Annotated in this window: 15 protein-coding genes and 2 pseudogenes; 16 read left to right on the forward strand and 1 reads right to left on the reverse strand. The window is 71.6% G+C overall.

What is annotated here, in order from left to right; genetic code table 11:
- Nucleotides 1-221 precede the first annotated feature (221 nt).
- From ACZ63H_RS37690 to ACZ63H_RS37765, 16 genes and pseudogenes are all read left to right on the forward strand, one after another.
- A complete protein-coding gene (locus tag ACZ63H_RS37690; protein ID WP_469872974.1) occupies nucleotides 222-665 on the forward strand; it encodes a hypothetical protein in 444 nt (147 codons plus the stop codon).
- Entirely contained in the window at nucleotides 662-1,111 is a 450-nt protein-coding gene (locus tag ACZ63H_RS37695) for a hypothetical protein (RefSeq protein WP_469872975.1), read from the forward strand. The genes ACZ63H_RS37690 and ACZ63H_RS37695 overlap by 4 nt, the downstream gene beginning before the upstream one ends.
- Nucleotides 1,112-1,124: 13 nt before the next feature.
- Nucleotides 1,125-1,592, forward strand: coding sequence for a hypothetical protein (locus tag ACZ63H_RS37700; RefSeq protein ID WP_469872986.1), 468 nt, complete (start codon nucleotides 1,125-1,127; stop codon nucleotides 1,590-1,592).
- A gap of 38 nt (nucleotides 1,593-1,630) precedes the next feature.
- Entirely contained in the window at nucleotides 1,631-2,476 is an 846-nt protein-coding gene (locus ACZ63H_RS37705; RefSeq protein WP_469872976.1) for a winged helix-turn-helix transcriptional regulator, read from the forward strand.
- On the forward strand, nucleotides 2,473-2,964 hold the full coding sequence (locus ACZ63H_RS37710; protein ID WP_469872977.1) for a regulator: 492 nt from the start codon (nucleotides 2,473-2,475) through the stop codon (nucleotides 2,962-2,964). The genes ACZ63H_RS37705 and ACZ63H_RS37710 overlap by 4 nt, the downstream gene beginning before the upstream one ends.
- Nucleotides 2,965-3,050: 86 nt before the next feature.
- Entirely contained in the window at nucleotides 3,051-4,178 is a 1,128-nt protein-coding gene (locus ACZ63H_RS37715; protein ID WP_469872987.1) for an MFS transporter, read from the forward strand.
- A 65-nt stretch (nucleotides 4,179-4,243) separates the two neighbouring features.
- Nucleotides 4,244-4,528 (forward strand): hypothetical protein, encoded by a 285-nt coding sequence (locus ACZ63H_RS37720; protein ID WP_469872978.1) that lies wholly within the window; start codon nucleotides 4,244-4,246, stop codon nucleotides 4,526-4,528.
- Between the two features lie 53 nt (nucleotides 4,529-4,581).
- A complete protein-coding gene (locus ACZ63H_RS37725; protein WP_469872979.1) occupies nucleotides 4,582-5,850 on the forward strand; it encodes an ATP-grasp domain-containing protein in 1,269 nt (422 codons plus the stop codon).
- Nucleotides 5,838-6,992, forward strand: a pseudogene (locus ACZ63H_RS37730) (MFS transporter); the annotation flags it as partial. The gene ACZ63H_RS37725 and the pseudogene ACZ63H_RS37730, both read left to right, overlap by 13 nt.
- Nucleotides 6,989-7,618, forward strand: coding sequence for an HAD family hydrolase (locus ACZ63H_RS37735; RefSeq protein WP_469872980.1), 630 nt, complete (start codon nucleotides 6,989-6,991; stop codon nucleotides 7,616-7,618). The pseudogene ACZ63H_RS37730 and the gene ACZ63H_RS37735, both read left to right, overlap by 4 nt.
- Nucleotides 7,619-7,649: 31 nt before the next feature.
- On the forward strand, nucleotides 7,650-8,495 hold the full coding sequence (locus ACZ63H_RS37740; protein ID WP_469872981.1) for an SPDY domain-containing protein: 846 nt from the start codon (nucleotides 7,650-7,652) through the stop codon (nucleotides 8,493-8,495).
- Nucleotides 8,496-8,522: 27 nt separating this feature from the next.
- Nucleotides 8,523-9,386 carry a hypothetical protein gene (locus ACZ63H_RS37745; protein ID WP_469872982.1) on the forward strand — a complete coding sequence of 288 codons (864 nt, stop codon included), beginning with the start codon at nucleotides 8,523-8,525 and terminating at the stop codon, nucleotides 9,384-9,386.
- Between the two features lie 21 nt (nucleotides 9,387-9,407).
- Nucleotides 9,408-10,253 carry an SPDY domain-containing protein gene (locus tag ACZ63H_RS37750; protein WP_469872983.1) on the forward strand — a complete coding sequence of 282 codons (846 nt, stop codon included), beginning with the start codon at nucleotides 9,408-9,410 and terminating at the stop codon, nucleotides 10,251-10,253.
- A 271-nt stretch (nucleotides 10,254-10,524) separates the two neighbouring features.
- The gene (locus tag ACZ63H_RS37755; RefSeq protein WP_469872988.1) at nucleotides 10,525-10,773 is read left to right on the forward strand and encodes a tryptophan synthase subunit alpha; all 249 of its coding nucleotides are present in this window, start codon (nucleotides 10,525-10,527) and stop codon (nucleotides 10,771-10,773) included.
- A 78-nt stretch (nucleotides 10,774-10,851) separates the two neighbouring features.
- Nucleotides 10,852-11,667: a hypothetical protein gene (locus tag ACZ63H_RS37760; protein ID WP_469872984.1), complete on the forward strand. Its 816-nt coding sequence runs from the start codon at nucleotides 10,852-10,854 to the stop codon at nucleotides 11,665-11,667.
- A gap of 250 nt (nucleotides 11,668-11,917) precedes the next feature.
- Nucleotides 11,918-12,052 (forward strand): annotated as a pseudogene (locus ACZ63H_RS37765) (transcriptional regulator); the annotation flags it as partial.
- 143 nt (nucleotides 12,053-12,195) lie between these two features.
- Here the strand turns inward: ACZ63H_RS37765 and ACZ63H_RS37770 are convergent.
- Nucleotides 12,196-12,558: TolB-like translocation protein (locus tag ACZ63H_RS37770; protein WP_469872985.1), on the reverse strand; the 363-nt coding region annotated here is incomplete at its 5' end.

Raw genomic sequence — 12,558 nt, forward strand, 5'->3', positions numbered from 1 at the left:
CACGATCCACGGCCGCGACTGACGCTTCCCCACGACCCGACCAACGAGCAGACAAGCCGATAGTCACTTGATCAACAACTTCTGTTAGGACCCCTAAACCCCCGCCAGTAACGCGGCGGGATCTCAGCGCCCTTGAGCGCGTGGTCTGTTGCCTCGCCGCCTCCGGCCCTGCCGTGTCTTTGGAAGAGGAGTCTTTCTTGTCCGCCGCTCCACCCGATCCGATGGACGACGTCGTGGGCGTGCTCACCGCACAGATCGAAGCCCGCTTCCGAATGAGCATCGGCCACTTGAAGGCCGCCGTCGCCGCAGCGCCGACCTACAATTCCGACGCCACCGGCATCGTCACGTGGCACGGCATGCTTTTGGAATCGCAGGCGACGCTCGACCGTGCTGAGGACGCCCTCGTGGCCGCGCTGGAGAGCCAGCCCAGCGAGGTGGACGACCCGACGAAGGAGCTGGCCCAGCGCGTCAATAAGGCCGTCGCCGTCCGCGACGGGCGGGCCATGGTCGTGCGGTGGTTGCTCGACCCGAACGCCGTGGGCAAGCACGGCCTGGCCGCCCGGCTGCTGGCCCGCTTCGGCCAGCGCCAGGGCCCGGCCGTACCCACCAGCCCGGCACCGCGGCCGGCGACCGCTCAGAGGCCGGGAAGGAGCCTTGCGCGGTGAGCGCCCGGCACAAACCCAGCTCCGCGGACGACCGCCTCCACCAGGTCTTCGGCGCCCCGGTCGCCGATCTGTACACGGCCGCGGTACTCCCGGACGCCTCCCCGGCGCTGGCGCAGGCACTGGAGCTGCGCTCCTTCCTGGCCCTGGCCGAGGAACAGGTCGCCCGGGTCCGCGACCGCGTCCACGCGGCGATGGCCCCCGACCGGGACATGAACGAGTTGTCCGCCGAGGCCCTGCGCTGGGACCAGCAGTGGCTGCAGGCGGCACTCGAAGCCCGCGACGGCTACCGCACCGCGCTCGATCAGCTCCTGCGTGCCATGCCCCCCCGGGGGAGGGAGTCGCGGGGCGGGCAAACGGCGCAACTGTTCCTTCCCCCCTCCCCTTCCACGTCCGCGGTCCCCCCGGCACCCGGGGGTGCCGGGCCGATGCGGGCCCGTCGACCGTGAGCGCCCCGGCGTGATGCACCCGACGTCCACCGAGGTCGCCGGACGGATCGAGGACCTCTACGGCGCCCCGCTCGCCGACCTCCACGCACACGTCCAAGACCAGCCGCCCGGCATGCTCACCGCCCTCCTCGGCCTGCACGACACGCTCGCTCTCGCCGAGCGCAGCGTCACCGTCCACCGCGAACGCCTCGCGCAACTCATGCATCCCGCGCGGGACATCAGCGCCCACGAGGTGGTGCACGTCCTCGACTGCGCCCGCCGGCTCGCCGAAGCGGTCACCGTCCGCGACACCCAGGCGGCCACGGCGTCGGCGGTACTGCAGAGCCTGGTGCGCATCGATCCCCCCGACCCCGCCAATCCGCCCGGGCCGGCCGAACACGAAGAGCCAGCCGAGGAGCCTGAGCGGCCCGAGCCGTCCCCGCTTACCACCACGGTGGCCGCCGCTTTGCCCGCCGCGGCCACGAGCGCTCTGCGCCGCTGACCCGCACGCGTATCCGTCACGATCACAGGAGTTCTTCCTTGGCCCTCACCGGTCTGCCGCCCGACATCGACGCCGATGTCGCCCGGGTCACCGAGGCCCTCGCCATGGTCACGCCGCGCTGGAACGTGCGGATCCTGCTCGCCCTGAATGGGCAGCCGCTGCGCTACAGCGAACTCGCCTCCAGGCTTTCCTGGCTGGGCGACAGCCAACTGCACGGCAAACTTCGGCATCTGTGTGATGCCGGGCTCGTCCAGCGCACCGAGCACAGTCCGCGGCACGTCAGCTACGGTGCGACGGACCGGGCCACCACGCTGTTGCCGGTCCTGCCGCTGATCGTCACCTGGGCCGAGCAGTATCTGGAGAAGCCGGAGCAGCCGCTGCCCGCGATCGAGCAGATCGAGGACGGTCTCACTCTGCTGACCCGGCGGCACGCCGCCGCGATCTTGTGGGTGCTCAAGATCCGGGGCGAGGTCAGCAGCCGGGCACTGGCCATGGCGGTCCTTCCCGGCAGCTACTGGACCAACATCTATCCGCCGCTGCGGCAGCTGGTGGACGACGGTCTCGTCGCCACCAACGGCAAGGGGCTGCCCTACCGCCTGTCTCCCGCCGGGGAAGGTCTTGGTCCGGTCCTGGGCGCCGTGTCGGCGTGGGCCGCCGGCCAGCCCCTCACCCAGGCCGGACAGCACCCGGTCTGGGGCACCGCCCAGGCCACGCCGGAACAACGGATGCGGCGCAGCGGCCAGCCGCGACCGCAGGCGCCGACGACCACGCCCGCACCGGCCGGCGCCGACCAGACGCCGGTCTGGCAGCGCACCGCTCTGTTCTCCCACGCCGCCCCGACCCGCCCGCTGGCGGCCCTGCCCGCCGGAGGCCCGCGCCGATGACCACCCTCTCCCACACCGCCGGCCTCCGCCACGCCTGCACGGTGCTGTCCACGCCCGGCCTGATCCGCCTGGTCACCGAAATCGACGACAACGGGCCCATCTCCCCGCGCGGCTTGACCCGCACCCTGCCCGACCTGTCCGTCCACCATCTGCAGCGAGCCGTCGGGCAGGCCCGCGCTCTCGGGCTGGCCTGTCACCAGTCCGGTGTGGGCCTGAGCCTGACACCTTCCGGCTCGGGCCTGGCCGACGTCTACGACGCGCTGGCCCGCGTCGCGCGCCGCCACCACCTCCCGGCACCGGTCTGCGACTTCACCGGCCGCGTTCAGCACGCCCTCTCCCTGCTCATCATGCCCATCCTCGCCGAGGAGCCCGAAGGTGCTCCGCGCACGGCTGCCGAGGATCTCGATGGGGCGCGTGCCCTGCTCCAGCGGTGGCTTCACGAGAACCCCCGGCTGACCCAGGGTGTCGAGCCCGTGCTGGCCGCGTGAGGGCCAGCAGCGCCCGGCACGACGGCCGCTCCTCCCTGTTCCGCAGTGTCTATCTGCCCCGATCGGTTGACGGGGCCGCGTTCGCGATGACCACATACGGCATCCCGCTGATCGTCGTCGCGGCCACGGGGTCGGCCGCGCTGACCGGACTCGCGTTCGCGCTGGAGTGGCTGCCGCGCCTGGTGGCGTTCACGGTGGCCGGCGCCCTGGTCGACCGTCACGGCATCACCCGGGTCTTTCGTGCCGCGTGCGTCGGCCGGGCCCTGGCCGTGCTGCTGGCCGCGCTTCTGCTCGCGGTGCCGACCTTCGGGGTGTCGGCGGCGGTGGTGGTGTTGGCGCTCGCTCCGGTGAGCGGCTTCCTCACCGAGTGCAGCTATCTCGCCGCCGAGACCGCAGGCGGCCAGGCCAGCCGCATGGCCGGGACCCAAGCGCACCGCGTGCAGTCGGTGCTGCTGGGCATCGACCAGACCACAACGCTGGCGGGCCCCCTGGCATCTGGCCTGTTGCTGGAGTACGGCGGACCGGCACTCATGCTCAGCACACTCGCCGCCTTCTCCCTGCTGGCCGCCGTCCTGCTCCCGCACGGGCAGCCCACGCCCAACGGCAGCCGACAGAGCGCCAGCGGCGTGCGGGCGGGATGGGACAGCCTGCTCGCCCTGCCCGCCCTGGTCTGGCTGGTGGGCGGCCTGATCCTGTCGAACACGGCCATCGCCCTGCTGCAGGCGGCGATGCCGGTGATCGTCGTTACCGAACTGGGCCGCTCCAGCGCCGATGCGGGACTGATCTGGTCCGCCGCCGCCCTCGCCTCCCTGCTCGCGATCACCGCCGCGCGCCGGGCGATCGACCGGTGGGGGCTGTGGCCCGTCGGCGCCACCGCCGCCGCCGTCACCGCAGCCGCCACCCTCGCCGTCGCCCAGGCCGACACCTACCGCGACTACCTGGTCCTGGTCGCCGTCCTGATGGCCGGCGAAGGCGGCCTCACCGTCGTCCTGCGCACCCTGCGCTCCCACCTCATCCCGTCCGAGACCTTCGCCAGCACCCTGAGCCTGACCATCCTGCTGCTCCTGCTGCCCTTCCCCGCCGCCGGACTGCTCATCGCGGCCCTCCCGCCCAGCCAGATCGGGCACGCCGTCACCATCACCGCGTTCCTGCAGGCCCTCGGCCTGGCCGCTGCCTTCGCCCGGCTGCGCAGCCTGCGCACCACACCGGCCTGAACCCCCGCCCCTGAAAGGAACGACGCCCCGCATGCCCACCGTGCAGGACGAACTGCCCGGTCTCAATGCCCCCCCGCCGGGACACACCCACGATCAGCGAGCAGTTCCGGGCCTTCGATGCCGAGCACCCGTGGATCTACCGCGCGCTGGAACGGCTCGTGGAGGACCGCTTGGCCGCCGGAGCCGAGCGAGTCGGGATGAAGGCCCTGTTCGAGGCCCTGCGCTGGAGCCGGCCAGTGGGGGTGAAGGGGCTGAACAACAACTACACCGCCCTGTACGCGCGCAGACTGCTCGCCGCCCATCCGCGGTGGGCGTCCGTGATCGAGGTTCGCCGACGGCGCACCCCGTAAAGCCTCCCGGCCTCTGTCTGTCGTCTCGTCTGAATTCTGAGGAGTTCCTTTTCGTGTCCCACCGTCCTGTCGTCCTGGTCGTCGCCGCCGCCGACACGGAAGCCGAGGCGTACCGCAGGTACTGCCTGCAGTCCGTGGCCGCCGCCTATGACATCGTCCTGATCACCGGCGAGGAGCCGTCGTGGGAGGTGCCCTACCTCCGCGACTGCATGGTGGTGCCCGACCCGGCCGACCCGGTACAGCTGTCGGCCGCCGGAAAGGCGCTGGCCGAGCGCTACGACCTGGCGGGCGTGTTCACCTGGACCGAGTGGTACCTCGTTGCCGTCGCCCGCCTCGCGCGCCAGCTCGGTCTGCCCACCAACGCCCCCGAGGTCATGCAGGCGTGCCGCAACAAGGCCACTTCGCGTGCGCTGTTCGCCCGGCACCAAGTCCCCTCGGCCGCCTCGGTGAGCGTGCGCACCGGGGCCGAGGCCAGGGTGGCGGCCGAGCGGATCGGCTACCCGGTCGTGCTGAAGCCGGCCGCGCAGGCGGCCAGCATCGGCGTGATCCGCGCCGACACCCCCGACCAGCTCGCGAGCGCCTTTGAGTTCGCCGCCAAGGCTGCCGGTCAGGGGCAGGAGAGTACGAGTGTGCTGGTCGAGGAGTATCTCGACGGGCCCGAGGTGTCGGTGGAGTGCGTCACCTACCGGGGCGAGACCACCGTGGTCGCGGTGACCCGCAAGACGGTCAGCGAACCGCCGTACTTCGAGGAACTGGCCCACTCGGTCCATGCCGCCGACCCGCTGCTCGACGTGGTCGCCCCCGCGGCACGCGCCGCGATCCGCGCGCTGGGGATCACCGACGGCGTCAGCCATGTCGAGATGCGGCTGGTCGACGGCCGGCCTCGGCTGGTCGAGGTCAACGGGAGGATCGCCGGCGACATGATCGGCCACCTCGTGCACCTGGCGACCGGCATCGACCTGCCGCGCGCCGCTGCCGACATCGCCTGCGGCCGGGCACCCGATCTCATCTCCACCCGCTCCTCGGCCGCCGCGATCCAGCTGATCTACCCGACCGTCTCCGGCACCCTGCGCCGCGTCTACTTCGACGGCATCTGCCCGCGCTGGCTGGACCGCGTCCATTTCCAGCACCAGGCCGGAGACCAGCTCCTCCTCCCTGTGGACGGCGGCACCATGTTCACCGCCCGCATCGGCTACCTGATCACCACCGCTCCCACCGCCGACCTCGCACGAGCACGCGCCGACCAGGCCGCCCGCCGCCTCCACATCGACATCACCCCCCTCGCGGGCGATGCGTCTGTCACTGGCGGTCGCGCCGCGTGAGCCGTCCCACCGCCGCTGCCCGCCGCAGCCGGAGGCTGCTGACCGGCTATTTCCTCGGCTTGGGCGTGGTGATGGCCATCTGGGGCGCCCGGATGCCCGCCGTCCAGCACGCCGCCCACCTCAGCACCGCCCAGCTCTCTTGGGTCCTGCTCGCCGCCGCCCTCGGCATGGTCGCCGGCCTCCAGGCCGGTGGCCGCCTCGCCCGGCCCGAACGGCTCCCCGTGCTCCTGATGAGCGGAGCCGTCGGGCTCGCCGGATCCCTCGCCGTGCTGGGCCAGTGCCGCACCCTGGGCTCGCTGCTCGTGGCGGCGCTCGCCTTTGGAGCCGCGCACGGTGTCGTGGACGTCGCCGCGAACTCCGCGGCGGTGCGCTGCCAAAACGCCTACGACCGGCCCATCATGTCCTCCCTGCACGCCGCCTACTCCCTCGGCGCGCTCGGCGCCGCCGCCCTGGCCGCCGCCACCGCCGCGACCAGCCACCGCACCCTGTTCCTCGCCACCGGCCTGGCACTCACGGTCGCCGTGCTCGCGGCAGGACCGACCACCCTCGCCCTGGACGGCACCGACCAGCCGCCAACGGCCAGCGGCGGCAGGTCTGTAGTACTGCCGCGCGGACGACTGTGGCTGCTGGGAGCGCTGGCGGCAGCCAGCCTGCTGGGGGAGGGGGCGGCAGCCGACTGGGCGGCCGTGCACGTCCACACCCTGGGCGGCACCACGGCCGCCGCGGCGAGCGCGTTCGCCCTCTACAGCGCGGGCATGACCCTGGGCCGGCTGACCGGCGACCGCCTCACCACCGCCTTCGGCACCCCGGGCGTGGTCCGCGCCGGAGCCGTCCTCGCCGCAGCCGGACTGACCACCGGCGTCCTGGCGGACAGCGTGCCCGCCGCCCTGGCCGGCTGGACGGTCTTCGGGCTCGGCCTGTCCACCACCGTCCCCTGTCTGATCACCGCAGCCGGGGCCGGCGGGCCGGGGGCCGTGGCCACCGTCTCGGTGACCGGCTACCTCGGCCTGCTGGCCGGCCCCGCCCTCATCGGCATCCTCGCCGGCGCCACCACCCTGCCCGCGGCCCTGCTGCTGCCCGCCCTCCTCGCAGCCGCGCTCGCCGTCCTTGCCCACCGCGCCCTGGAGAACACCGCCCCTTGACCCGCACCCGCACGACCGGCCTGGACGCCGTCATCCTCGACTACAACGGCGTCATCGGCCTCCAGCCCACCCACACCCAGTGGCGTCGCCTCGCCCGCACGGCCTCCTGGCCCGACGACGACCTGACCGGCTTCCAGCACGCTTTCTGGAGCGCCCGCGAACCTTACGACGCCGGCCAGCTCAGCGACCTGGCGTACTGGGCCCGCGTCCTCGGCTCCCACCCCGGCCCCCGCCTGCTGCACGACCTCCTCACCGCCGACACCGACATGTGGACCGGCACCGACGAGCGAGTCCTCTCCGTCCTGCATCGTGCCCACGCCGCCGGGCTGCCGATGGTGCTGCTGTCCAACGCCCCCGCCCACCTCAGCGACGTGCTCGACACCCACCCTTGGCGCCGGATGATGCACCAGGCCCTGTATTCGGCCCGGCTGCAGGTGTGCAAGCCGGACCCGGCCGCCTACGAACACGCCCTGAAGGCCACCGGCGTCGGCGACCCCCGGCGCGTGCTGTTCGTGGACGACCGCGCCGACAACTGCCGCGCCGCCGAAGCAGTGGGCCTGCGCACCCTGCACTACACCGGCAGCCCGGCCGATCTCGAAGCAGCACTGCTGCACACCGTCGGCTGACCATCCGGCCCTTCCACCCTCCAGGACCTCATTGCCTCCCGACAGTGACCTTTCGAGCAGCGGCGACGTGTACGTCTACCCGCGCTACCTCGCCGGACTGCCCGGCCACGCCGACCCCAGCTTCGACCCCGTGGCCCACTGGCCCCACCACTACCCCGAAACCGGGCCCTGCCAGCTCGTCGTCGCCTCACCCGACCACCGCATCCGCATCGGCTGGTTCGGCGACGACTACGACACCTGGGTCATCAGCGCGGCCGAGGACCCCGTCTCCCCGCCCCGCTGGACCGCACGGATCAACCACGCCACGCCCCCCGAGATCGTCGCAGGACTCACCCGCGCCCTTGCCGACGAGTGGGCCGAGGACAGCACCACCTTCCTCACCCAGCCCTCCGTGTACTGGACCACCGGCATACGCCCCCTCCTCGATGCCGGCTGGAAGCGCAACCCGCCGCGCCACGGCTTCGTGGACATCGTCGCCCCGGGCGGGCTGGCCGGAGCGAGCATCGACGTCACCGCCCCGGACTCCGACGCCGAGACCGTGACCCTGTGGGCCGGACCACCGGGCTGGGCAACCCGCGCCGAGGCGGTCTTCACCGCGCGCACCCCCTCGCACCTGATCGCCGCCACGGCCGCCGCTCTCGCCGACCCCGCCCCGGTCATCCGCAGCAGGACGTCCCTGCGCCCGCGCCTGGCCGAGCTGGCCTGGCTCACGCCCGTCGAACCGCCCCAGCCCGCCGTGCCGACCCCGCTGGACGTCCGCCGCGCCGCGGCAGCCCGCCGGCCGACCGTCCTGCCGGCCCCCAGCGTGCGCCGCTGGACCACCAGCACGCCACCGCCCCCAGCACACCCGGCGGCCCGCCCGGGGCTGCGCCGCTGAACCACCCCGTTCACGCGAAAGCAACCCATGCCCCTGTACGCCCAGCAGTTCTTCACCGAGCAGCTCCAGCTCACCGACGGCACCGTCATCGGTGACTCCTGCTATTGCGCCCCCGCACCCGGCTCGTCGCTACGGCTGCGGATCGACTTCGCCCGCACCATCCGCGCCGGCGAATACGACGGCCTGCGCCTGCAGATCCTCCACGCCGAGCAGGGAGTGCTGGACAGCCTGGTCCTCACGTTCGCCGCTCACGACACCTTCCGCAGCCGCGACGACGCCCTTCACCGGGAACCCGGAGACGACGGCTACGCCGTCATCCGCGACTGGAGCGAGCGCGACGGGCCACCGTGGCAGGGCGCCGCAACGACCAAGCTCCGTCGGGCGATCGAGCAGTACACCACCCTCTGGTTCCCCCAGACGCAGAAACAACAGCCGAAGCAAGCACACGACGCACCCACCCCGGCCCGTCGCTCGCAGGCGGAGGCACCCAACGGGTTCTGGCTCACCGACCCGGACTTACGCACCCGGCTCCAGAACGCCACCGTCCGGGTGCTTCACCTCCTGGCCGACTGCCTGGACGACGACTTCCGTCTCATCCAAGCGCTCGACGGAGCCCGCCACCACGCGGACGACCTCCTCGGTGTCCCGCACGCCTTCGGCGTTCTGGCTGAGGCACAGGCCGCAGCCCAGATCGTCGGAGGCGACATCGGATCGCCCTTCGACCCTGCCATCGCCCGAGCCCTCGTCCTCCTCGACCAGCGACCCGTCGAAGAACAGGAACAGGCCGTGCGCACCGCGCTGCGCCGCCTCACCCTCACCACCCGCAGCCACGCCCCGACCGCGCCTCGGCCCCCTGCGCCACCGTCTCCGTCGGCCGGCCGGACCCGCTGACCGCCGCACACCAGGAACCTCATGCCGCACCCTACCGACGCCCCCGACGGGGACGTCTACGTCTTTCCCCGCTACCTCGCCACAAGCACCGGGACGGGCGATCCCGCCCTGGACCCCCTGCTCCAGACCGGCTGGAACCCCCACCACGACGATCTGGGCAACGCCTACCTCACCACGCCCGACCACAAGGTCCGCCTCGGCTTCCTCCCCGAAGTCGACCACGACAACCTGTGGCGCATCACCGCCTACCACGACCCCTTCGGCCCGCCCGCCTGGAGCGCCTGGTTCAACCACTCCTGCCCGACGGAGATCGTCACCGCCTTCACCACGGCCCTCGCCGAGGCGTACCAGCAGGGACCCGGGAGATACCTGACCAACCCCGGCGCGGGAGACTGGGCTCCCGACCCCCTTCCGGTGATCACACCGCTGCTCGCACGCGGCTGGCGCATCGACCATCCCCACTGGGACGCCTTCGCCATCCAGTCACCCGACGAGCTGGCCACCCTCCAGTACGCCACCGGCGACCTGGACCCGGAAGCCGAGCTGACCACCCGGGAGACCCGCTGGGAACTGTGGACCGGCCCGCCAGACTGCCCCTACTGGTACGCCACCGCCAGCACCGGCACCCCCACCGTCCTGCTCAAAGCGGTCACCGAGTGCATCTCCGACCCGGCACCCCTGCCCCGCTGGCGCCAGGACACCCACAGCTATGTCGTAGGCAAGGCCCAGGTGACGCCCATCCGCCCACAGGCTCCCAGCCCGCTCGGCGTCCAGCGTGCCGCCATCCGGCGCCCGGCCACGCGGCCCGCAGCCAGCGTCCCGCGCTGGAGCACCGCCATCCGGCCCGCCACCGGAACACGCCGATAACGGCCAGGAGACCCATTTGGCACTGCACGCACGCGAGTTCTTCACCGAACTCAAGCTACCCTTCAGGTTTTCCGACCACCGGCGTGACCGGATCGCAGGTGACCTGCGAAGACGTATGGCGTAGATGTACGCGACGCAGCCAGCGCGGCGGGGAGCCGTCGGGGCACAGAGCTGATGGCCGAGCATCTGGAGGGTTCTCGGCACGTCCTCGGCACGTTCTCGGTGGCGGGCTTTCCGGACTACCGCGGTGGCGTCGAAGCCCTCGTTGCGTATGCGGGGAGCGGAGCCAACGGTGCTGGAAGTGGGAGCACCGACGGTGGCTCCATGGCCCGACGGTGGCGCTATTGCCGCAGCTCATCGCTGCGCGATCCGTGTTGGGCTCAGTGTGGCAATCACGCTGGCAACGGTGCAGCAGGTGTCCGTGCTGACCGGCAAGCCCGCGATGGTTATGAGCTATTGGGCAACGGTCGAGTCCTATGGGCTTGATTATGCAAAGGAAGTCCAGATGTCTCAGCCGTGATCCCCGAGTGACATGAGGCCCCACCTGCGGCTGTTAGGTTCCTGCCGCCTGGATGTCCCACGATCATGGTGGTACGGAGTGGACTACTTCTTTGTCTCGCGCAGCAAGGTCCGTCGCTTCTACGAGGCTCCGCCCGGCGTCGATCTCGACGCCTTGGCGTACGTGACGCGGAAGGGAGCCCTGAAGGAGGGCACTCCGTTCTTCCTCGACTTGCAGATGCGCCCGGCAGAACCGCTGGTCTCCTTCTTCCTGGAGATGGCCAAGACCCTCCAGGCGAAGTCGCTGCAGGACTACACGTACGATGCTCTCGACTTGATCGAATTCTTAGAGAGCGAACTCGACCCGCCCGTCGACCTGTTGTCGGTGATCGAGGAAGATCTCATCGCGTACCGGGAGGACTGCACCGAGCACCGCGAATCGCCGGATGCGCCAGCGACGTGGAACCGCCGCCGGGCTATGATCAACGGTTTCTACGACTGGGCCTCAGCCGAGAAGTTGATCGACAAGCGCCCCTACTTCCGCCGCAGGAGTGGCCGCGATGTGCTGTCCTGGGGCGCCACCACACAACTCGACGTTCGTCATCTGACCTGGCGGCAGTCGGCGTTCCTCAACCAGGTCGGACTGCGCGGCTATCTGCCGGACGGCCGGATCGACCGCACATTCCTGGCCGGTCCCCGCTGCGCGACAGCGCAGCGCCCGAGTGCAGCACGCCGATCCGCCGATGGCCGGCGGATCGGCCGGTTCAACTCCATGGCGGTGGCCGCCCCGGCGCGTGGCCGCGGCCTGGGCGTTCTCCTTGCCACCCGGTGCAGCCGATGGCTGCGCGAGCGGTGTGTGAGGCGTACGGCATCTCCTGACTGCACGACCGGCCGGGCCGCAGCGACCAGCTGCTGAGGGCCAGCGGCTGACAGCCGGTAACGGTCCTGCACGACTACTGGTCCGGCGAGCGGGACTGCCCCCGCTGCGGCCGGCCCTGCCGCTGCCCCGGCCTGCTGCTGCGCCTACCCGGCCGCGGCCCCCCGACCGTCAGGAGCTGACAGCGGCGTCGTGGGCGGCGGCCAGCTGCCGGATGTGCGGGCTGAGGCGGTAGCGGGCGAGCACAGCGGTGGGCGCCGGGCGGGCCCCGCGGATACGGCCACGGTTCCCGACGGGCGCGCGCACGCGCTTCGAGCTCGCTGACGAACGCCTCGGTCACGCCCTGGACCACCTGCTAACCGCAGTGGTCGCGGTCGAGTCGGACCAGATCTGCCCCGACGCCGCCACAAAGGACTGGTCGTAGGACGACTGCCACGCCTCGGCCATGCGGCGCGGTGTTCCACGGACCTCGATGGCCGGGCACCGAGCTGAAGTGCGGAGGCTGACCTTTACGAGTTGCTGGGCGGACCAGTCACGGCCGGCCCAGCAGCTCCTCAGAGTGGGCTCTTAGCTGGGGTGGGAGAAGAACCAGCCGGTCTTCATCTGCGGCCTGCCGAAGAGCTTTGAGTCCGAGTCGTCGATCCCGAGCCGGGCGGCGGGTACGGGGGCTTCGACGTCGATGACGAAAATGTTCATCTTGTCCTTCTCTTGGCGCAGGTATGCGAAGATGCGGTTGCCGTTGGGGTCGACGGTGAGGTTGGTGACGGTGCCGTCGTCGGCGAGTTTGACGGTGTGGGTGCTTTTGTCGGAGTAGTAGAGGTCGACGCGGCCGTCAGTGCGTCCTGCTGCGACGAGGCGGTCGTCGGGGGTTGTGACGGGGTCGCAGGCCGACAGGACGTCTTGGGCGTAGGGCTTGTGGAGTGCTTCGGG

The organism is Streptomyces sp. NPDC104831, from assembly GCF_055583025.1.